Source organism: Brucella sp. NBRC 113783, from assembly GCF_040372265.1.
Classification (GTDB): domain Bacteria; phylum Pseudomonadota; class Alphaproteobacteria; order Rhizobiales; family Rhizobiaceae; genus Brucella; species Brucella teleogrylli.
Genome location: NZ_BAABRX010000001.1, coordinates 108,793 through 128,612, shown reverse-complemented (window position 1 = coordinate 128,612; position 19,820 = coordinate 108,793). Strand labels below are relative to the sequence as shown.

The following is a 19,820-nucleotide window of genomic DNA, read 5'->3' as shown; positions in this document are numbered from 1 at the left end:
CCGGGTTATAGTTCTGGAGCGGTTTTTCGAAACTGCTCCAGCCTGAATTGAACATAAAATCCAAAGTTTGAAGATCAACGGAAGAAGAAACCATGGCCACCGAAATTCGCGTTCCCACGCTTGGGGAGTCCGTTACTGAGGCAACCATCGGAAAATGGTTCAAGAAGGTTGGCGATGCCGTCGCCATCGACGAACCGCTGGTGGAACTGGAAACCGACAAGGTGACAGTGGAAGTTCCGGCTGCTGCTGCTGGCGTGCTGGCTGAAATCGTGGCCAAGGAAGGCGACACGGTTGAAGTGAACGCTCTGCTCGGCCAGATTTCGGGTGAGGGCGCTGCTGCCGCTCCGGCTCCGAAGAAGGAAGAAGCCAAGCCTGCCGCCGCCGCTGCTCCGGCTGCCGCTGCACCGGTTGCTTCCGCATCGTCCGGTCCGGCCATGCAGCCAGCTCCTGCCGCTTCGAAGCTTCTGGCTGAAAGCGGTCTTTCCGCCGATCAGGTCGATGGTTCGGGCAAGCGCGGTCAGGTCCTCAAGGGCGACGTTCTCGACGCTATTGCAAAGGGCGTGTCGGCTGCTCCGGCTGCTGCCCCAGTTGCTGCACGTCCGGCTTCGTCGGCTGACGACGCATCGCGTGAAGAACGCGTGAAGATGACCCGTCTGCGTCAGACCATCGCCAAGCGTCTGAAGGATGCGCAGAACACTGCCGCCATGCTGACGACCTATAACGAAGTCGACATGTCCGCAGTCATGGAACTGCGCACCAAGTACAAAGACGTCTTCGAAAAGAAGCACGGCGTGAAGCTTGGCTTCATGGGCTTCTTCACGAAGGCCGTCACCCATGCGCTGAAGGAAATCCCGGCTGTAAACGCCGAGATCGACGGCACCGACATCATCTACAAGAACTTTGCGCATGTCGGCATGGCTGTCGGCACCGACAAGGGTCTTGTGGTTCCGGTCATCCGCGACGCCGATCAGCTTTCGATCGCGGGCGTGGAAAAGGAACTGGGCCGTCTGGCCAAGGCCGCGCGCGATGGCACGCTTTCGATGGCTGACATGCAGGGCGGCACCTTCACCATCACCAATGGTGGCGTTTATGGCTCGCTGATGTCTTCGCCGATCCTCAATTCGCCGCAGTCGGGCATTCTCGGCATGCACAAGATCCAGGATCGTCCGGTTGTCGTCGGCGGTCAGATCGTCATCCGTCCGATGATGTATCTGGCTCTCAGCTACGATCATCGCATCGTGGACGGCAAGGAAGCCGTGACCTTCCTCGTTCGCGTCAAGGAAAGCCTGGAAGATCCGGAACGTCTGGTTCTCGATCTCTAAGCTGGAATTCAAAAAAAGCCGCCCGAACATGATCGGGCGGCTTTTCGGTCGGGTTTGCGAGAAACGGGATTTGCACGATGGAGTCGGGTCTTTTCTCCTCTTCGCCTTATCTGCCGCCCTACCTGCCACTTGTCGGCTGGAGCGTGGTTTTGCTGGTGGCGCATGTGCTGCTTCAGGCCATGACGGCGACGCGAGAACTCGGCACAGACTGGAATGCCGGTCCCCGCGATGAAGGACTGAAGCCTTCCGGCGCGATTGCCGGTCGTGCGGAACGGGCATCCGCCAATTTCCGCGAAACCTATCCGGCTTTTATCGCGCTGGCGCTGGCTTTGACGCTGAAAAGCGATGCAGCGCAATGGGGCGTTTACGGGGCCTGGCTCTGGTTTGCCTGCCGTATTGTCTATATTCCGCTCTATCTGGCGGGCATTCCCTATATCCGGTCGCTGATCTGGGTCGGCTCGATGGTCGGACTGGGTGTCATGTTTCTGGCTTTGATTTTTTGATGGTTGCCTGCGCGGGTCTTCGCGCATAGTGCAGCAAAGGAAAAGCGATGCATCCCTATCTCTTCGAACTGGCCTCTCTGATGGCGATCTTCTTCTTTGCGATTGTTTCGCCGGGGGCTGATCTTGCCATGGTCATGCGTCAGTCACTGATGCATGGCCGCCGTGAGGCGATCATCACCAGTTTCGGCATCGGTAGCGCGCTGATGATGCATGTGACCTATACGGTTCTGGGTCTCGGCCTCATCATTTCTCAGTCGATCTATCTGTTCAACATCGTCAAATGGTGCGGTGTGGCCTATCTCGTCTATATCGGTATCAAGGCGCTGCGCGCTGGCGCGACGAAGATCGATGTCGAAAACGATGCGAAGGAGCCACGCAAGCAGCAGAGCTTTGCCAAGGCCTTCGGTCTCGGCTTTGCCGCCAACGCGCTCAATCCGAAAGCCGTGTTCTTCTTCCTGTCGATCTTCTCAACGGTCGTGCACGCGCATACGCCGACCGAAGTGAAGCTCGGTTACGGTGTTGTGATGGCAACCGCGCTGATCAGCTGGTTTATTGGCGTCAGCATTTTCATGACCACGCCGAAGATGCGCGCGGCCTTCTCGCGCGCTTCGAAATGGATTGATCGTACCAGCGGTGTTGTCTTCATCGCGCTGGGGCTTAAACTTGCGACCGAAAAGGCTATGTAAGAAGCAATTGATTTGCTGCCGGAAAAACTCAAGGAGAACCGACAGATGCATGTTGCAGTTAAGCTTCTCAGAATAACGGCCGCTTCGGTCGTTGCCGCATCGGTGTTCTCGACTGCGGTGCAGGCGGCCTGCACACAGAATCGCGGCATCTATCAGGATCGTGACGGCGCCTATACGCTGACGTTCCAGCCCTTGCAGTCGAACGATCTCAAGATGACGCCAGCGCCGACAAATGAATTCACCATCACGGCCAATGACAAGCCGGAATTCAAGCTGAGCGGCATGGTGATCTGGCCGGAAGAAGGTGTGGCGCGGCCTTATGCGCTCATCACCTATAATTGCAAGGGCGACGGCTCCAATGCGGAAGACCTCGATGATTGCAGCATCTGGCAGAGCGTCATCTATGCGCTGATGGAAAGCGCGGAAGCTGATGTTCTGCCGAAGGCGGACGAACCAGCTGCGCAGGCCGTGCTGTTCCCCGATCTGGTGACGGCGCTCGACGGCTATGATTTTGGAGCGGCCAAACCGGAAAAGCCGCTTCAGTGGGAAGTGTTCCGCTTTCAGGGATGCACCCCGGATGAAAACTGACCGGCTGTTCTCACGAATGCCGGTCTCAAACTAAAAACGTTCAGGAAAGACTGAAAAGGGTAATTCAATGTCTTATGATGTGGTTGTCATCGGTACGGGCCCCGGCGGTTATGTCGCCGCAATCAAGGCCGCGCAGCTCGGTCTCTCGGTTGCCGTGGTGGAAAAGCGCAAGACCTTCGGCGGCACCTGCCTCAATGTCGGCTGCATTCCGTCCAAGGCGCTTTTGCATGCGTCGGAAGTGTTTGCCGAAGCTGGCCATTCCTTCGACACGCTGGGCGTGGAAGTCGGCAAGCCGAAGCTCAATCTGGAAAAGATGTTGGCCCACAAGGACGCGACCGTGAAGTCGAACACGTCGGGCGTGGAATTCCTGTTCAAGAAGAACAAGATCACCCCTTACATCGGCACCGGCAAGATCGTCGCCAAGGGCAAGGTTTCCGTGACCGCCGAAGACGGCAAGGTTGAGGAAATCGAAGCCAAGAACATCATCATCGCCACGGGTTCCGACGTCGCCGGTATTCCGGGCGTCAAGGTCGATATCGACGAGAAGACCATCGTGTCCTCGACCGGCGCTCTGTCCTTCGACAAGGTTCCGGGTCATCTGGTCGTTGTCGGCGGCGGTGTGATCGGTCTGGAGCTGGGTTCGGTCTGGGCGCGTCTCGGTGCGAAGGTGACGGTTGTCGAATATCTCGACAAGGTGCTGGGTGCGATGGACGGCGAAGTTTCCAAGCAGTTCCAGCGTCTGCTCGAAAAGCAGGGCATTGCCTTCAAGCTCAGCGCGAAAGTCACGGGCGTCGAAAAGTCCGGTAAAGGTGCAAAGGTCACTTTCGAGCCGGTCAAGGGTGGCGATGCGGAAGTGCTCGAAGCCGATGCCGTTCTGATCTCTACGGGCCGCCGTCCTTACACGGATGGTCTCGGCCTTCAGGAAGCAGGCGTCACTGTCGATGAACGCGGTCGCGTTGCGATTGACGACCATTGGCGCACCAATGTCGAAGGCATCTATGCTATCGGCGACGTGGTACAGGGCCCGATGCTGGCGCACAAGGCCGAGGATGAAGGCATTGCCGTTGCCGAAATCATCGCCGGTCAGGCCGGTCATGTGAATTTCGACGTCATTCCAAGCGTCGTCTACACCCAGCCGGAAGTGGCTTCCGTGGGCAAGACCGAAGAAGAACTGAAAGCTGCCGGCGTTGAATACAAGGTCGGCAAGTTCCCGTTCACCGCCAATGGTCGTGCACGCGCCATGCTGCACACCGATGGTTTCGTGAAAATCCTCGCCGACAAGGCAACGGATCGCGTTCTGGGCGCACATATCCTCGGTTACAATGCCGGTGAAATGATCCACGAACTGGCCGTACTGATGGAATTCGGCGGTTCTTCGGAAGATCTGGCCCGCACCTGCCATGCGCATCCGACCATGTCGGAAGCCGTGCGCGAATCCGCTCTGGCGACCTTCGCCAAGCCGATCCATATGTAATCTCTTCGAGAGAGCATGCAGAAAGGCCCGCGTAAGCGGGCCTTTTTTTTGGAAATCAGTTCTGGGCTGGCGGATTGGCAGGGGTTGCCGGGGCCGGTGTGGCCGGTTCGCTCTGCGTCGCGGGCGGTGGTGCCGCCATGTCGGTTCTCGTGCCGTTATTGTAGAAGAAATAGCCGAGAATGATGATTGCAACGAGCAGAACAGCACCCAGAAGATAGCCGCTGCCGCCCCGTTGTGGCGGTGGCATGCCGGAAGGGTCCGACAGTCTCGGATCAGTATTCACCGGGTTTGTTCTGGGGTCGTTTCGCGGATCGAGGGGATCAACCATTGCGCGCTCCTCCAGTTTTCGCATGGGGCTTGCGCGGTATCCAGCCGTCACAAACCTTGTGTGGAGAGTGAACGCAGTCAAAAGCCGATTGTTCCGCAGCCACGCCGGAGCTAGAGCGCCGTCAGGCGATAGCCCTTGGCCCGCAGCAGTTCCACCACGCCTTCCTGACCCGGCAGATGCAGCGCGCCGATTGCAATGAAGACATTGCCTTTTTCCAGAAGCGGAACGGCGCGATCCGCCATGGTGTGGTTGCGGTCGGTGATCAGATATTTCTGGAACAGGTCGTAATCCTGATCGGACAATGCATCCGGCACGATCTGTCGCAGCGCGGGCATGATCATGCCCAGTTCACCGTTCAGATAAAGCGCGGTCGTCGTCTCCATCGCGTCTTCGGACTTGTCGCCGTAATCGACCGTGGCGATCAGATTGCGAATGTGAAAATCGAGCGGAAGCTTTTCAGTCGCTTCGAACTGTTCGGCAGCCGTTTCCAGCCCCGCTATTTCGCGCCCTTCCGCATTTGCATTGACGGCCAAAAATTCGTCAAGCGACTTTTCACCTTCGCTTTTGCGTTCGCGCTCGCATTCGGGCAGGGATAACAGCGTGGTCAGAACCCACGGCTTCATCTTGGCGACCGCATCGAGAATAATGCCGCGCTCGGCCAGTTTCTTTTCAATATCGTCGCGCCTGTCGGCAGGCAGATGCGATTTAAGCGTGCTGCCATCGGTGAAAAGCAGCAGTTCCGGGCGCTCCAGCTTCAGGCGCAGAAAGTTCTTCTGATCGAGAACATCGGTGGTTTCGATCACGACGGTGCCGGTCGAACGATAGGCGTCTTCGACAGGCTTCGGCAGGTCCAGCACGCGCGGATCGCTGAGATGAATCGTGCCGAACAGATAGGACGGCGCTACGCCGTCCTTTTCGATCTTCCAGAGGCGGCCCTGATGGTTGGGCGTTGCTTCGGCTTCCGCCTGCAATTTTTTCCAGAGGGCGGGATCGCTTTTCTCCACGCCATCGACGAGATTTTCGCCGCGAACGGAGCAGGCGGTGGCCTTTTCGTCAGCGCGGGCGGTGACGGACCCGGCGAAGACGGCGCATAGAAGAACAAGAAGCAGCTTTTTCATAAAGTGAATATAGGCGATCTTCCGCGATGTGAAAGGTGCCCGGGTCAGGCTCTCGGATGCGCCTTGTCATAGACTTCCAGCAAACGCTCCGTATCCACGCCGGTATAAATCTGCGTGGTGGACAGGCTGGCATGGCCCAGCAATTCCTGAATGGTACGCAAGTCGCCGCCGCGACCCAGCAGATGCGTCGCGAAGGAATGGCGCAGTGCATGTGGCGTGGCGCTGTCGGGAAGGCCCAGCCCAGCGCGCAGCTTCTGCATTTCGCGCTGGATGATCGCGGCATGAAGCTCGCCGCCCTTCGCGCCGCGAAATAGCGGCTTGTCGGCAGAGAGATCATAGGGGCAAAGCGCGCGATATTGCGCGACGGCGCGGTGTATGATCGGCAGCAGAGGAACAAGGCGGGACTTATTGCCCTTGCCGGTTATGGTGATCGAAAGCGCGGAACTGTCGGCTAGCGCGTCGCCTTTCAGGCCAAGCGCTTCGGAAATGCGCAAGCCGCAGCCATAGAGAAGGGTCAGCACGGCGGCGTTACGGGCGGCGATCCACGGCTCCTCGGCCATCTGGCCATCGGCTGCGACCACACGGCGGGCGTCGTCTGCGGTCAGCGGTTTTGGCAGCGATTTCGGCTGGCGGGGCGCGCGTATGGCACCGGCGCCAGCGGCATTGGCCAGTCCGCGTTTTTCCAGATGCCGCAGCAGCGAGCGCACACCAGCCAGACCGCGCCCAAGGGTTCGTGCGCCTGCGCCGTCATTGCGGCGGCTGGCGAGGAACGAGCGCAGATCGGCAACGCGCAAGGCGCTCACATCCTTCAGCGAGGGCGCTTCGCCCAGATGGCCGGTGAGAAAATTCAGAAACTGCCGCGAGTCGCGCTCATAGGCTTCGATGGTATTCTCGGAAAGACGGCGCGTATCTTTCAATGTCTTCAGCCATTCCTCACGCGCAGCCGCGAGGTCTGCACGGGCGGGAATCAGGAATTCGCCATTCATTGCCATCTTGAAATCTACCGGTTGAAGTTTCGGCAGACAGTTTGTCAGGCAGAGGTTACCGGCTGGTTGCCTTTGATGCTTCCATCGGCGACTTTGCTGAAACCGTGCATTTTTCTTGGCGTTTCGGTCTGAATTCGCTAAGCGATAGGCTAATCAGCAGCGCATATCGGTCCGACTGTCGGGACGATGCGCCCGAATCCAGATCAGGGGCAACCATGCCACGTCCAGAAAATCCGATCCAGCTTGCCATCGTCGGTGCCGCCCATGGCATTCGCGGCGAAGTCCGGATCAAGACATTCACCGAAGACCCGCTGTCCATCGGCGATTATGGCCTGCTCTATGATGAGCAGGGCAAGGGCTACGAAATTCTTGAAGCGCGGGCCGCCAAGACGGTGGTGATCGTGCGCCTCAAGGGCGTCAATGACCGCAATGCCGCCGAGGCGCTCAACGGCACGGCGCTCTACATCGACCGTTCGCAATTGCCGGACGACGATCTGGACGATGACGAGTTCTTCCAGACCGACCTGATCGGCCTCGCGGCCATCGATGCCGACGGCAAAAGCTATGGCATTGTCAGCGCGGTGTTCGATTTCGGCGGCGGCGACATCATTGAGTTGAGCGAGAAGGGCAAGCGCCCGATGCTCATTCCGTTTACCGAAGCGGCTGTGCCGGAGATTGATTTCGAAAAAGGCACCATTCTGGTGGAGCCTTTCGCGGCGGGCCTGATCGCCGATGAAGACGACAATCCGCTGAAGGGCGGCAATCAGCCCAAGAAGCGACCGAAGAAGTCATGACGGGCGAACTTTTCCATGCTTCGGTCCTGACGCTTTATCCGGAAATGTTTCCGGGGCCGCTTGGCGTTTCCCTGGCGGGCAAGGCGCTGGCCGAGGCGAAATGGCAGCTTGATACGGTGCAGATTCGCGACTTTGCCGAAGGCAGGCATCGCATGGTCGATGACACGCCGTCCGGTGGCGGCGCGGGCATGGTGATGAAGCCTGATGTGATTGCGCGGGCGCTCGATTCCGTTGCCGATGATCGCCCAATGCTGCTGATGACGCCGCGCGGTGCGCCGCTGACGCAAAAGCGCGTGCGCGAGCTTGCAGCCGGTCCGGGCGCGATCATTTTGTGCGGTCGCTTTGAGGGCGTGGATGAACGTGTGATCGAAGCGCGCCATCTCGAGGAAGTGTCGATCGGCGACTATATACTTTCGGGCGGCGAGACGGCGGCCATCGTGTTGCTGGATGCTGTGGTGCGCCTGTTGCCCGGCGTGATGGGCAATCAGCAATCGGGCGAAACGGAGAGTTTCGAGACCGGGTTGCTCGAACATCCGCATTATACGCGCCCACAGGTTTGGGAGGAGCGTTCCATTCCCGATGTGCTGACATCCGGCAATCATGGCGCCATCGACAAATGGCGGCATGCTGAGGCCGAGCGGATTACCCGGGAGCGTCGTCCCGATCTCTGGGATGTCTATCAGGAGACGAAGCGCAAAAGCTGATCGAGCGCTTGAAAAGTATCGTCCCGCAGAAAAATGCCCGGTTTTCACCGGGCATTTCTGTTTCAGGCATGTTGCTTTGCGGATGCGCGAAGGGCAGCTTCCGGCTTGCGAAGCAGGTAATAGACCCCGCCGCCAATGCCGACCCCGAAGAACCAGCCATAGGTTCCCCACCAGTTCGGCAGAAGATTGGTGGCTATCGGCAGGACCGACGAGAACAGCGCGCCAATGGCAAAGGCGATGAAAGCCTTGACGTGCCAGCCGTTCTGGAAGCGGAACTCGCCATTTTCCTGATAGAGATCGGCGACATTCAGCTGTCCGCGACGCAGCAGATAATAATCGACCATCATGATCCCAAAGATCGGCCCCATGGTGGAGCCGAGGAAATTGACGAAATGCGCAGCGCCGGTTTCCCATGGTGCGAACGGATAGAGGATCAGCGCGATCAGCGCCGCGATAAAACCGCCGCGCTTGAAGGAAACCTTCTGCGGAAATGTGTTCGAGAAATCAAAGGCGGCGGAAACGAAGTTTGCCACCACATTAATGCCGAGCGTTGCGACGGTGAATGTCAGCGCGGCCAGCAATGCCAGGAACCAACTGTCGAACTTGGCTGAAATCTGGTCGGGATGCAGCAGCACTTCGCCATAGACCGTGAAGGCGGCTGTGGTCGTGACACCGGCCACGAGGCAGAAGGCCAGAAGATTGACCGGCAGGCCCCAGAGATTGCCGCGCCGCAGTGCCGCCTCATCCTTGGCATAGCGCGAGAAGTCGCAGAAATTGAGATAAAGCGCTGCGAAATAGGTGATCCAGGTGGCGGCAACCGCCGCCAGCGCCGGGATGGAACCCGGTTCGCCGGATACGCCTGCATCTCTTGTCTTCTCCAGCAGAACATCGCGCGGGATTTCGCTGCCGAAGGAGAATGTGCCTGCCTTGATGACCAGATAGATGGCGAGAATGAGCATCATGATCCAGACTGCCGGGCCGGCCCAATCCTGAAAACGGCGCACCGTTTCCATCCCGCGCTGGATGATCAAGAGCTGCGCCGCCCAGACGAGCACGTAGCAGATGACTTCAAGGGTCGAATGACCGAGCAAATGGCTGTTCTGGTGAAAAGCCAGCATGCTGTCATTGCGGATCAGCAGCGCAACAAGGGCGCCGGAAGCTGCCGCCGTCTGCGCGCCATACCAGAAGCAGGCGACGACGCCGCGCACGAGGGCTGGGAAATTCGCGCCGAATGTGCCGAAGGAGGCGCGGGCCAGCACCGGAAAAGGCACGCCGGTCCGTACGCCCGCATTGCCGACGAGGCTCATCAGGAAGAAGATGACCAGAGAGCCGAGACCGATGGCAATGATAAAGTTCAGAAAACTGCCGCAAAGCAGGAAAAGACTTGCGGCAAGATAGTAGCCCCACAGACTATGGACGTCCGATGTCCAGACGTTGAAAATACTGAAGGCGCCCCATTTGCGCTCAACAGCCGGCGCCAGATCCTCATTATACAATGAGGGTGACGGTTGTTTGCTTGTCATATTGTCCCCATTTTAGCTTTATGCTTTATTCGATTGCTTGCATGCGCAGCCGTCATTTTTTGCAATATTTCTGACATAGACCATTGCGGCTGGCTATTAAAAATTCTGACAGGGCGTGACAAAACCCTCGCGATGCTGTATTGGCGCGTCTGTTCGGAAAAATCCGACATTGCGATGGCTCGTTCGGGCATAGCCCGGGACGTCCGTAAACCAATAAATGGTGTACCGCTCCTGCCTGATATCGAGGGCATAGCCGCAAGGCCAAGGATTGCTTGGCGGCAAGTGCAGAGCGCTCTGACTGTTTGAGAAGAACATAGAAGGAGTCAGACGATGACCGATATTATTCGTCAGCTTGAAGCCGAACAGGCAGCAAAGATCGAAGAAAAGCGCAAGCTTCCAGATTTCCAGCCGGGCGACACGGTTCGCGTTCAGGTTCGCGTGACCGAAGGTACGCGTACCCGCGTACAGGCCTATGAAGGCGTCTGCATCGCTCGTTCGGGCGCAGGCCTCAACGAAAACTTCACCGTCCGCAAGATTTCGTATGGCGAAGGCGTAGAGCGCGTATTCCCGGTTTACTCGCCGATCGTTGAAGGCGTTGAGCTGGTTCGCCGCGGTAAGGTCCGTCGCGCCAAGCTTTACTACCTGCGTGGCCTCACCGGTAAGGCTGCCCGTATTTCTGAAAAGAAAGACAACCGCACCAAGGCCGAGCGCGAAGCCGACAAGGCTGCCGCCGCTGCCGAAGCTGCCAAGACCGCTGCTGAATAAGTTTCAGCCAGAGATCTTTGAAAAAGGCGGCCTGTGGCCGCCTTTTTTATTTGCCAAACGCATTACGACGCATAATATCAGGCATAATTCTGCCCGCTTTGCGCAAGATTGTTACTGCGACACCCTGTTGCTGTTTCAGTTTCTTGACGAAACGCAACAGCAGGTGCATATGACAGGCCCAATTAAGAACCGTTCAAAGGAACTCTCGCAATGAGCGCGCCGCGTACACTTTATGACAAGATCTGGGACGACCATGTAGTGGATCAGCAGGAAGACGGGACCTGCCTCCTTTATATTGATCGCCATCTTGTGCACGAAGTGACGAGCCCGCAGGCTTTCGAAGGCCTGCGCATGGCTGGCCGTCAGGTGCGCCATCCCGAGAAGACGCTGGCTGTGGTCGATCACAACGTGCCGACCTCGAAAGATCGCGTCAACGGCATCAAGAACGAAGAAAGCCGCATTCAGGTTGAAGCTCTCGCCAAGAATGCCGCGGATTTCAACGTCGAATATTATTCCGAGCGTGATCGTCGCCAGGGCGTCGTGCACATCGTCGGACCGGAGCAGGGCTTTACCCTGCCGGGCATGACGATTGTTTGCGGCGACAGCCACACCTCGACCCACGGTGCTTTCGGTTCGCTGGCGCATGGTATCGGTACGTCGGAAGTCGAGCATGTGCTCGCGACCCAGACGCTGATCCAGAAGAAAGCCAAGAACATGCTGGTGCGTGTTGAGGGCGAACTGGCTCCGGGCGTGACCGCCAAGGACATTACGCTCGCCATCATCGGCGAAATCGGCACCGCAGGCGGCACCGGTTACGTGATCGAATATGCAGGCAGCGCCATTCGCTCGCTGTCGATGGAAGGTCGCATGACCGTCTGCAACATGTCGATTGAAGGCGGCGCACGCGCTGGTCTCATCGCACCGGACGAAACGACCTTCGCCTATGTGCGGGACAAGCCGCGCGCGCCGAAGGGCGAAGCGCTGGAACAGGCTATCGGCTACTGGAAGACGCTGCATTCGGATGAAGGCGCGCATTTCGACAAGATCGTCGAGCTGGATGCGGCCAAGATTTCGCCGGTCGTTTCCTGGGGCTCTTCGCCGGAAGACGTTGTTTTCGTCACCGACATCGTGCCGAATCCGGATGATATCAAGGATGAAACCAAGCGTGCATCCAAGTGGCGTGCACTGGACTATATGGGTCTGAAGCCGGGCACCAAGATGACCGACATCAAGATCGACCGCGTCTTCATCGGTTCCTGCACCAATGGCCGTATCGAGGATCTGCGCGACGCAGCCCGCATGGCCGCTGGCAAGAAGGTTGCCGATGGCGTCAATGCCATGATCGTGCCTGGCTCGGGTCTCGTGAAGGAACAGGCGGAAGCCGAAGGCCTCGACAAGATCTTCATCGAAGCCGGGTTCGACTGGCGCGAGCCGGGATGCTCGATGTGCCTCGCCATGAATGACGACCGTCTGAAGCCGGGTGAACGTTGCGCTTCGACCTCGAACCGCAACTTCGAAGGCCGTCAGGGCTTCAAGGGCCGCACCCATCTCGTGTCGCCTGCCATGGCCGCCGCAGCTGCCATTGCCGGTCACTTCGTGGACATTCGCGACTGGAACTAACGTGTCCAGACAACACTGAATAGAACAAGCCGCCGGAGCGATCCGGCGGCTTTTCTTTTATGCGCCGCCATGGGTAAGAAAAAAGCTTTGCTCTTATCCGCTTCTTCACGGTTTCCTCGCATATTCCATGTATAAGTAAGTGCTGCTAGATTAGCGCCTACTTTAGAGAAGCCGCTACGAACCAAAGCAGGCGGAATAGGCATTCATGGGCGGGGCCGATTTCATTCTCATCATCAACATGACCGTATCCGGTCTGTTTGCCTTCGCGTTTTTCGGCATTGCCGTTTATGCGAAAGGCAATGCCGCGGCGCGCGTCTTCGCGACGGGCTTCGTCTTTGCGATGCTCTATTTCCTCAGTGAGCTGGCGATGCCGTCCATGCCGAGCCCGCGCATCGGCTATATGCTCGCATTTGCAACCTATCTGATGACACTGGCTTGTCTCGTCATTGGTCTGGCGCGGATGTATTCTTCGCCCGTGCCGTGGAAGACGCTTGGCGCGCTGGCGTTTGTTTCGCTGGTGATGATCCATGCCATATACGGCATCGCGCGCAGCACCTTGCCCGGTATGTTCCTCTACCAGACGCCTTATTTTCTGACATTGGCGCTCGCCGTCTGGATCATCCTGCGCTCCAGCAGACGCGGGGCTGTCGATATGCTGATGGCCGTGCTTTTTGCCTTCAGTGCTGTGCATTTTCTCATGAAGCCGGTGCTTGCCAATGTGTCGGGCGGCGCGGGGGCTGAGCCGAACGATTATGTGAATACGGCCTATGCGCTTTTTGCCCAGTCGATCGGGGCCGGCCTGTCGGTCGCGGCGGGACTTCTATTGCTATTGAGCCTGATGCGGGAACTGCTTTCGGACATGACCATTCGTTCCGAAACGGACGAGCTTTCGGCGCTGCTCAATCGCCGCGGCTTTGCGTTGCGGGCAGAGGCGGCCATCGAAAAATCGAAGCGGTCTCGACAGGCCCTGTCGCTGGTGGTTTGCGATATCGACTATTTCAAATTGATAAATGACAATTACGGTCACGCGCTGGGCGACCGTGTCATTGCAGCCTTTGCTGCCGAATTGCGCAAGACTGCCGTTGCCCGAGGCGGATTTGCGGCGCGTATGGGCGGCGAGGAATTTGCGGTCCTGCTGCCCGGCAACACCATTCAGTCGGCGTCTCGCTGTGCCGACGGTATGCGTCTGGCCTGCGGCACGATCCAGATACCGAGCAATCATGGCGATATCGATTTCACAGCCAGCTTCGGCGTTGCCGAAATGGAATTCGACGACATGTTTTCCGACCTCTACAAGCGAGCTGACGGTGCTCTTTATGAGGCGAAGAAGGGCGGTCGCAATTGCGTCCGCGCAGCCTCGCCCATTATCTCTGATGAGAATGTCGTGGAGTTTCGTCCGTCAGGCTCAGCCCGCACACGCGGATAATCGGCCTCAACAGCCCGGATGATCCAGAACCGGGGTTTCGCCGCTGTCCAGCCCATACATGAAAGAGCGTCCGCGCAGGACGATGGCGCTTTCGCAACTGCTGTTCGGAGGGCTGACGATATAGGACACAGCCTTGTCCTGCGACGCGGTTATTGTTGTCGTGCCGTGCACCTTGCGCGGCATCTGCAATGTCGGGTCTTTATGCGCTGCACCGACCCGGATGATCTTAGCGCCGCCGTCAGCCTTCTGCATGACGAGGTTTCCAGACGCGTCGGCATAGCGCAAGGTGGTCTCGGCAGAGGCTGTCGCGACCAAGCCACCAAAAGCCAGTGTACATGACGCCAGCAACGCGATCCTGTTTCTGTTTGCCATGGTGCCGTTTCGCCTTCGCCGTCTGACGCAAAAAGAGTTTCCGCACCATCTTAACTCTTTCTTTACCTTTGTCATCCGTGCTGGCTACAATCGGATAAGTCTTTGGTCGCAACTGCTTCGCGGCGTTGTGAGCAAGGACGACTTGAACCGCCCCGAAGGCCAAGGAATGTTCAATGACCAAAGATCATGCCGTCGATATCGCGCTGCTCCATCTTCGTGATGCTCACGAATTCGCGCCGCTGCTTGCCAGCTATGCGCAGGCGCTGAAGCGTGGCGCACCGCGCCGCCCCGACGATTATTATGCCGAGCATCTTCTGCAGGACCGTGCCACTGAAATTCTAGGCGCGCGCGTGGACGGCAATCTTGTCGGCTTCGTGATTTTCTACGATCTGCCGGAGCCGGTATCGGGTCTGCGCGCAGGGCAGGTGGATCATATCTATGTGCATCACGATCATCGCGGCAAAGGCATCGCCAAGGCGCTCATCGACCTGCTGGCCGACAAGGCGGAAGAGCGCAGCTGGTCCAAGCTGGTGCTCAACGCGCCGCGTGTGCCGGAAGACGGACGCAAGCTCTATGAGCAGGTCGCGACGGCAGCCGACTGGTCGAGCTATGTGATTCGATTCGGCGCCTGATGTGCTTTTGCTAAAGTTGATGAAATTACACATGTTTTTTAAATTGCGGCCTTCAAACGATTGAAGGCCGCATTCACGTGAAAGTGTCGCAAAGGTGCGACCAATTGTTAGTCTTTTCGTGAAAAAGCTTCTTTGACGTGGTGGTAAAAGAGCAGTAGAAAGCGGCACATAAGGCCGTATTCCACGGTCTCGCCATATTTTCAGGTCGCACCGGCGCGGGATCGAAAGTTCCGGTTCATTGCGTAGAGCGCGACTTCAAAACTGGGTTTTTAGAAAAACCCGCCATCCGGTACGCCAGATCGATCATTGTCGGTGGGCATTCCGGGGGAGAAACGTCAGGGAAGCCCCACGAGAGGCCAACGAGAACCATGACACAACCGACCGTAACGCGTCAGCGTCCTTTGTCGCCGCACCTGTCCGTCTATAAGCCGGTCATCACGATGACGATGTCCATCGTGCATCGTATCACGGGCGGCGCTCTCTATTTCGGCACCCTGCTGCTTGCAGCCTGGCTTATTTCCGCAGCCGTCGGCGAAGAGTGCTTCAATGCCGTCAACGCCGTGTTCGGCTCCTGGATCGGCCAGCTTGTGCTGTTCGGCTATACCTGGGCGCTGTTGCACCATCTGGCGGGCGGCGTTCGTCACTTCATCTGGGATACCGGCGCAGGTCTTGAAAAACATACCGCTTCCAAGATCGCCTGGGCTACGGTCGTCTTCTCGGTCATCGCCACGATCCTCGTCTGGGTCGTCGCTTACTCGGTGCGCTAGGAGGCTGATCCCATGAGCGGTTCGAATAATGATATGCGCACGCCTCTCGGCAAGGTTCGCGGTCTTGGTTCTGCCAAGGAAGGCACCAGCCATTTCTGGTATCAGCGCGTGACGGCAGTGGCCCTGGTGCCGCTGGTTCTCTTTTTCCTCGGTCTGGTGATTTCGCTCAATGGCGCAAGCTTTGCGGAAGTCCGGGCTGCTCTCTCGCATCCCATTACCGCCATTGTCATGGCGCTGTTCGTTCTGACCGGCGTTTATCACATGCGTCTGGGCATGCAGGTTATTATCGAAGATTATGTGCATGGCGAAGGCATGAAGGTCGTGCTGGTAATGCTGAACACCTTCTTTGCGGCGGTGGTCGGTTTTGCCTGCGTTTTCGCGATCCTCAAGCTCAGCTTCGGAGGTTGATAGCCCGATGGCTAGTGCAGAAAAGAATGCAGCTCCGGCTGCGGGCGAAAAGTCCTACAAGTTTGTCGATCACAAATTCGACGTTGTCGTGGTTGGCGCCGGCGGCGCTGGTCTGCGCGCCACGCTCGGCATGGCCGAGCAGGGGCTCAAGACCGCCTGTATCACGAAGGTTTTCCCGACCCGTTCGCATACGGTCGCGGCACAGGGCGGCATTGCCGCCTCGTTGAAGAACATGGGCCCGGACAGCTGGCAGTGGCACATGTACGATACCGTCAAGGGATCGGACTGGCTCGGCGACACCGACGCGATGGAATATCTGGCGCGTGAAGCGCCTGCCGCCGTCTACGAGCTTGAGCACTACGGTGTGCCGTTCTCCCGTACGGAAGAAGGCAAGATCTACCAGCGTCCGTTCGGTGGCCATATGCAGAATTTCGGTGACGGTCCTCCGGTTCAGCGCACCTGCGCTGCTGCCGACCGTACCGGCCACGCGATCTTGCACACGCTTTACGGCCAGAGCCTGAAGAACAACGCGCAGTTCTTCATCGAATATTTCGCGCTCGACCTGATCATGACCGACGGTGTCTGCACCGGCGTGGTGGCGTGGAACCTCGATGACGGCACCATCCATCGCTTCTCCGCCAAGATGGTGGTTCTGGCGACCGGTGGTTACGGTCGCGCCTATTTCTCGGCTACCTCGGCCCATACCTGCACCGGCGACGGCGGCGGCATGGCTGCGCGCGCTGGTCTACCGCTTCAGGACATGGAATTCGTTCAGTTCCATCCGACCGGCATTTACGGCGCAGGCTGCCTCATCACCGAAGGCGCACGCGGTGAAGGCGGCTATCTGGTCAATTCCGAAGGCGAGCGCTTCATGGAGCGTTATGCGCCATCGGCCAAGGATCTTGCCTCGCGTGACGTGGTTTCGCGCTGCATGACCATGGAAATCCGCGCCGGTCGTGGCGTCGGCAAGGCCAAGGACCACATCTTCCTGCATCTCGACCATCTCGATCCCGCCGTTCTGCATGAACGCCTGCCGGGCATCTCCGAGTCGGCCAAGATTTTCGCGGGCGTGGACGTGACCAAGGAACCGATCCCGGTTCTGCCGACCGTTCACTACAATATGGGCGGCATTCCGACCAATTACTGGGGCGAAGTGCTGAACCCGACGCCGGAAGACCCGGATCGCGTACAGCCCGGCCTGATGGCTGTCGGCGAAGCGGGCTGCGCTTCGGTGCACGGTGCAAACCGTCTCGGCTCCAACTCGCTGATCGACCTTGTGGTGTTCGGTCGTGCGGCTGCGATCCGCGCTGGCGAAGTCATCGACCGCGCCGCGAAGATCCCGGATATCAACGAAGCCGCTGTCGAAAAGATCATGGATCGGTTCCATCGCCTGCGTTACGCCAATGGCTCGACGCCGACGGCAGAGCTGCGCGAGAAGATGCAGCGCACCATGCAGGAAGACGCCGCCGTGTTCCGCACGTCGGAATCGCTCAAGCAGGGCTGCGAGCGCATGGAAAAGATCTGGCAGGAACTGCCGGATATCAAGGTTTCCGACCGCTCAATGATCTGGAACTCCGATCTCGTTGAGACGCTGGAGCTGGAAAACCTGATGGCCAATGCGTTGACGACCGTTGTTTCGGCGGAAGCGCGTCATGAAAGCCGCGGCGCGCATGCGCATGAGGATTTCCCGGACCGTAACGATGCCGAATGGCGCAAGCACACCCTGTCCTGGCTCTCGCCGGACGGCAAGGTGACGCTCGGTTATCGCGCCGTTCATCTCGATCCGCTCACGACGGAAGAAGAAGGTGGCATCAGCCTCGCCAAGATTGCGCCGAAGAAGCGCGTTTACTGATTAAGGGAAAGAGCAATGGTTGAACTCGCACTTCCCAAGAATTCCCGCATGCAGGAGGGCAAGACCTGGCCCCGCCCTGATGGCGCCAAGCGCGTCACGGAATTCCGTATTTATCGCTGGTCGCCGGACGACGACGCCAATCCGAGCATCGACACCTATTATGTCGATCGCGACGATTGCGGCCCGATGGTTCTGGATGGTCTGCTCTATATCAAGAACAAGATCGATCCGACGTTGACGCTGCGCCGCTCGTGCCGCGAAGGCATTTGCGGCTCCTGCGCGATGAATATCGACGGCGCCAACACGCTGGCCTGCACCAAGGGCATGGACGATATCAAGGGCGCCATCAAGGTCTACCCGCTGCCGCATATGCCGGTGGTGAAGGATCTCGTGCCCGACCTCAACAACTTCTACGCCCAGCACCGTTCGATCGAGCCCTGGCTCAAGACGGTTTCGCCGGAGCCACAGAAGGAATGGTTGCAGAGCCATGACGACCGCCAGAAGCTCGACGGTCTTTATGAGTGCATTCTGTGCGCCTGCTGCTCGACCTCGTGCCCAAGCTACTGGTGGAACGGCGACCGTTATCTCGGCCCGGCTGTGCTGCTGCAGGCATATCGCTGGCTGATCGACAGCCGTGACGAAGCCAAGGGCGAACGTCTCGACAATCTCGAAGATCCGTTCCGCCTATATCGCTGCCACACGATCATGAACTGCGCGCAGACCTGCCCGAAGGGATTGAACCCGGCCAAGGCGATTGCCGAGATTAAAAAGATGATGGTCGAGCGCCGCGTGTAATCGCGGCAATCGCTTCTTTTTTGCGATCCCTGTCGGCCTGCGGCCTCCACGCCTCTTGTGCCGAGATCAAGAAGATGATGGTTGAGCGCCGCGTGTAGTAGCGCCAGCTATCAATTGGAGTATGCAAAGGGGAGGGCTGTTGCCTTCCCCTTTGTTCTTTGCACGAACCGGCAATAGATCATGCACTCATTGATTGTATGGTCTTGACCTTTACGTTGCCGCCGATATGTCTTGAGATAACAAGGCAGCACGGAGAATGGGCAATCATGCTCGACCATATCGGCTTCAACATTTCCAGCATGCCCAAGTCGCGCAAATTCTATGATGAGGCGCTTGCCCCTCTGGGCATTACCCGCGCCATGGAATTCGGCGACTGGGTCGGATATGGGCGCAACGGTAAGCCGGAATTCTGGATTGGCAAGCAGAAGGGCGCCAAACTGGAAGGGGTTCTGCATGTCGCCTTTTCGGCGGGCACGCGCTCGGAAGTGGATCGTTTCTATGAAGCGGCCATCGCGGCTGGCGGCAGCGACAATGGAAAGCCGGGCATCCGCGAAGGTTACCATCCCGATTATTACGCTGCTTTCGTGATCGACCCGGACGGGCACAATATAGAGGCCGTCTGCCACCTGCCGGAATAAAAGGCGGGATCTGTAATCCCGCCTTTCGTGGTCTCAGACCAGTTTTGCGTCCAGCGTCACTTCGATTGCGCCAAGCGCCTTCGAAAGCGGGCAGGATTCCTTAGCCTTCTTGGCAAGATCGGCAAAGGCCTCAGCCGAAATGCCGGGAATCTTGGCATTGAGGGTCAGCGCGCTGCGGGTGATTTCAAAACCGCCGCCCGAAGCTTGGCCGATGTTGACGGCTGCCGTTGCTTCCAGTTTTTCCGGCGGGGTGCCGTTCTGCGTCAAAAGGGCGGAAAGCTGCATGGCGAAGCAGCCCGCATGCGCCGCACCGAGAAGCTCTTCCGGATTGGTGCCAGCGCGCCCGCTTTCATCCTCGAAGCGAGCTTTAAAATCATAGGGAAGGTCTTTCAGTGCGCCGCTCTGGGTGTTGAGCGTGCCTTTGCCTTCCTTCAGCGTGCCTTGCCAGACTGCTATTGCTTTTCTTTCCATGGGGAAGCTCCTCTCGGTGATTGTCCGTCACGGATATAGGGCGCTTCG

At 58.3% G+C, this 19,820-nt stretch carries 22 protein-coding genes; 16 read left to right on the top strand and 6 right to left on the bottom strand.

Annotation, left to right across the window (positions count from 1 at the left end):
• The first annotated feature begins 92 nt into the window (after positions 1–92).
• The 5 genes from odhB (at position 93) to lpdA (ending at position 4,573) form a co-directional block, all read left to right on the top strand.
• Positions 93–1,322, top strand: a complete 1,230-nt coding sequence (gene odhB / locus ABWW11_RS00595) for a 2-oxoglutarate dehydrogenase complex dihydrolipoyllysine-residue succinyltransferase (protein WP_109369968.1) — start codon at positions 93–95, stop codon at positions 1,320–1,322.
• A gap of 77 nt (positions 1,323–1,399) precedes the next feature.
• On the top strand, positions 1,400–1,825 hold the full coding sequence (locus tag ABWW11_RS00590) for an MAPEG family protein (RefSeq protein ID WP_109369967.1): 426 nt from the start codon (positions 1,400–1,402) through the stop codon (positions 1,823–1,825).
• Between the two features lie 47 nt (positions 1,826–1,872).
• Complete coding sequence (locus tag ABWW11_RS00585; protein WP_109369966.1) at positions 1,873–2,511, top strand: LysE family translocator; 639 nt, start codon at positions 1,873–1,875, stop codon at positions 2,509–2,511.
• A 45-nt stretch (positions 2,512–2,556) separates the two neighbouring features.
• The gene (locus ABWW11_RS00580; protein WP_319080545.1) at positions 2,557–3,099 is read left to right on the top strand and encodes a hypothetical protein; all 543 of its coding nucleotides are present in this window, start codon (positions 2,557–2,559) and stop codon (positions 3,097–3,099) included.
• Positions 3,100–3,166: 67 nt separating this feature from the next.
• Complete coding sequence (gene lpdA / locus ABWW11_RS00575) at positions 3,167–4,573, top strand: dihydrolipoyl dehydrogenase (RefSeq protein ID WP_109369964.1); 1,407 nt, start codon at positions 3,167–3,169, stop codon at positions 4,571–4,573.
• A gap of 55 nt (positions 4,574–4,628) precedes the next feature.
• Here the strand turns inward: lpdA and ABWW11_RS00570 are convergent, their stop codons facing one another.
• From ABWW11_RS00570 to ABWW11_RS00560, 3 genes are all read right to left on the bottom strand, one after another.
• On the bottom strand, positions 4,629–4,901 hold the full coding sequence (locus ABWW11_RS00570; protein ID WP_109369963.1) for a hypothetical protein: 273 nt from the start codon (positions 4,899–4,901) through the stop codon (positions 4,629–4,631).
• Between the two features lie 110 nt (positions 4,902–5,011).
• Entirely contained in the window at positions 5,012–6,019 is a 1,008-nt protein-coding gene (locus ABWW11_RS00565) for a TraB/GumN family protein (RefSeq protein ID WP_319080544.1), read from the bottom strand.
• A gap of 44 nt (positions 6,020–6,063) precedes the next feature.
• On the bottom strand, positions 6,064–7,011 hold the full coding sequence (locus ABWW11_RS00560; RefSeq protein ID WP_109369961.1) for a tyrosine recombinase XerC: 948 nt from the start codon (positions 7,009–7,011) through the stop codon (positions 6,064–6,066).
• 209 nt (positions 7,012–7,220) lie between these two features.
• Here ABWW11_RS00560 and rimM point away from each other — a divergent pair, with 209 nt between their 5' ends.
• Both rimM and trmD read left to right on the top strand, forming a co-directional pair.
• Entirely contained in the window at positions 7,221–7,799 is a 579-nt protein-coding gene (rimM, locus tag ABWW11_RS00555; RefSeq protein WP_109370331.1) for a ribosome maturation factor RimM, read from the top strand.
• Positions 7,796–8,503 (top strand): tRNA (guanosine(37)-N1)-methyltransferase TrmD, encoded by a 708-nt coding sequence (trmD, locus tag ABWW11_RS00550; RefSeq protein WP_109369960.1) that lies wholly within the window; start codon positions 7,796–7,798, stop codon positions 8,501–8,503. Before rimM ends, trmD begins: the two co-directional genes overlap by 4 nt.
• Positions 8,504–8,565: 62 nt before the next feature.
• Here the strand turns inward: trmD and ABWW11_RS00545 are convergent, their stop codons facing one another.
• Positions 8,566–10,026 (bottom strand): NCS1 family nucleobase:cation symporter-1, encoded by a 1,461-nt coding sequence (locus ABWW11_RS00545; protein ID WP_109369959.1) that lies wholly within the window; start codon positions 10,024–10,026, stop codon positions 8,566–8,568.
• A 330-nt stretch (positions 10,027–10,356) separates the two neighbouring features.
• Between ABWW11_RS00545 and rplS the strand changes: the two genes are divergently transcribed.
• The 3 genes from rplS (at position 10,357) to ABWW11_RS00530 (ending at position 13,837) form a co-directional block, all read left to right on the top strand.
• Positions 10,357–10,791, top strand: a complete 435-nt coding sequence (gene rplS, locus ABWW11_RS00540) for a 50S ribosomal protein L19 (protein ID WP_109369958.1) — start codon at positions 10,357–10,359, stop codon at positions 10,789–10,791.
• Positions 10,792–11,001: 210 nt separating this feature from the next.
• Positions 11,002–12,411, top strand: a complete 1,410-nt coding sequence (leuC, locus tag ABWW11_RS00535; protein WP_109369957.1) for a 3-isopropylmalate dehydratase large subunit — start codon at positions 11,002–11,004, stop codon at positions 12,409–12,411.
• A 205-nt stretch (positions 12,412–12,616) separates the two neighbouring features.
• Complete coding sequence (locus ABWW11_RS00530) at positions 12,617–13,837, top strand: GGDEF domain-containing protein (protein ID WP_109369956.1); 1,221 nt, start codon at positions 12,617–12,619, stop codon at positions 13,835–13,837.
• Positions 13,838–13,843: 6 nt separating this feature from the next.
• Here ABWW11_RS00530 and ABWW11_RS00525 read toward each other — a convergent pair whose 3' ends face one another.
• Entirely contained in the window at positions 13,844–14,209 is a 366-nt protein-coding gene (locus ABWW11_RS00525; RefSeq protein WP_124915129.1) for a hypothetical protein, read from the bottom strand.
• A gap of 173 nt (positions 14,210–14,382) precedes the next feature.
• Between ABWW11_RS00525 and ABWW11_RS00520 the strand changes: the two genes are divergently transcribed.
• From ABWW11_RS00520 to ABWW11_RS00495, 6 genes are all read left to right on the top strand, one after another.
• On the top strand, positions 14,383–14,841 hold the full coding sequence (locus ABWW11_RS00520; RefSeq protein ID WP_109369953.1) for a GNAT family N-acetyltransferase: 459 nt from the start codon (positions 14,383–14,385) through the stop codon (positions 14,839–14,841).
• A 368-nt stretch (positions 14,842–15,209) separates the two neighbouring features.
• Positions 15,210–15,608, top strand: coding sequence for a succinate dehydrogenase, cytochrome b556 subunit (gene sdhC / locus ABWW11_RS00515; RefSeq protein WP_078337554.1), 399 nt, complete (start codon positions 15,210–15,212; stop codon positions 15,606–15,608).
• Between the two features lie 12 nt (positions 15,609–15,620).
• Positions 15,621–16,016 carry a succinate dehydrogenase, hydrophobic membrane anchor protein gene (sdhD, locus tag ABWW11_RS00510; RefSeq protein ID WP_109369952.1) on the top strand — a complete coding sequence of 132 codons (396 nt, stop codon included), beginning with the start codon at positions 15,621–15,623 and terminating at the stop codon, positions 16,014–16,016.
• A gap of 7 nt (positions 16,017–16,023) precedes the next feature.
• Positions 16,024–17,868: a succinate dehydrogenase flavoprotein subunit gene (gene sdhA / locus ABWW11_RS00505; RefSeq protein ID WP_109369951.1), complete on the top strand. Its 1,845-nt coding sequence runs from the start codon at positions 16,024–16,026 to the stop codon at positions 17,866–17,868.
• Between the two features lie 15 nt (positions 17,869–17,883).
• A complete protein-coding gene (locus ABWW11_RS00500) occupies positions 17,884–18,663 on the top strand; it encodes a succinate dehydrogenase iron-sulfur subunit (RefSeq protein WP_109369950.1) in 780 nt (259 codons plus the stop codon).
• Between the two features lie 266 nt (positions 18,664–18,929).
• On the top strand, positions 18,930–19,301 hold the full coding sequence (locus tag ABWW11_RS00495; RefSeq protein ID WP_109369949.1) for a VOC family protein: 372 nt from the start codon (positions 18,930–18,932) through the stop codon (positions 19,299–19,301).
• Between the two features lie 33 nt (positions 19,302–19,334).
• Here the strand turns inward: ABWW11_RS00495 and ABWW11_RS00490 are convergent, their stop codons facing one another.
• Positions 19,335–19,772, bottom strand: a complete 438-nt coding sequence (locus tag ABWW11_RS00490) for an OsmC family protein (RefSeq protein ID WP_109369948.1) — start codon at positions 19,770–19,772, stop codon at positions 19,335–19,337.
• Positions 19,773–19,820 lie beyond the last annotated feature (48 nt).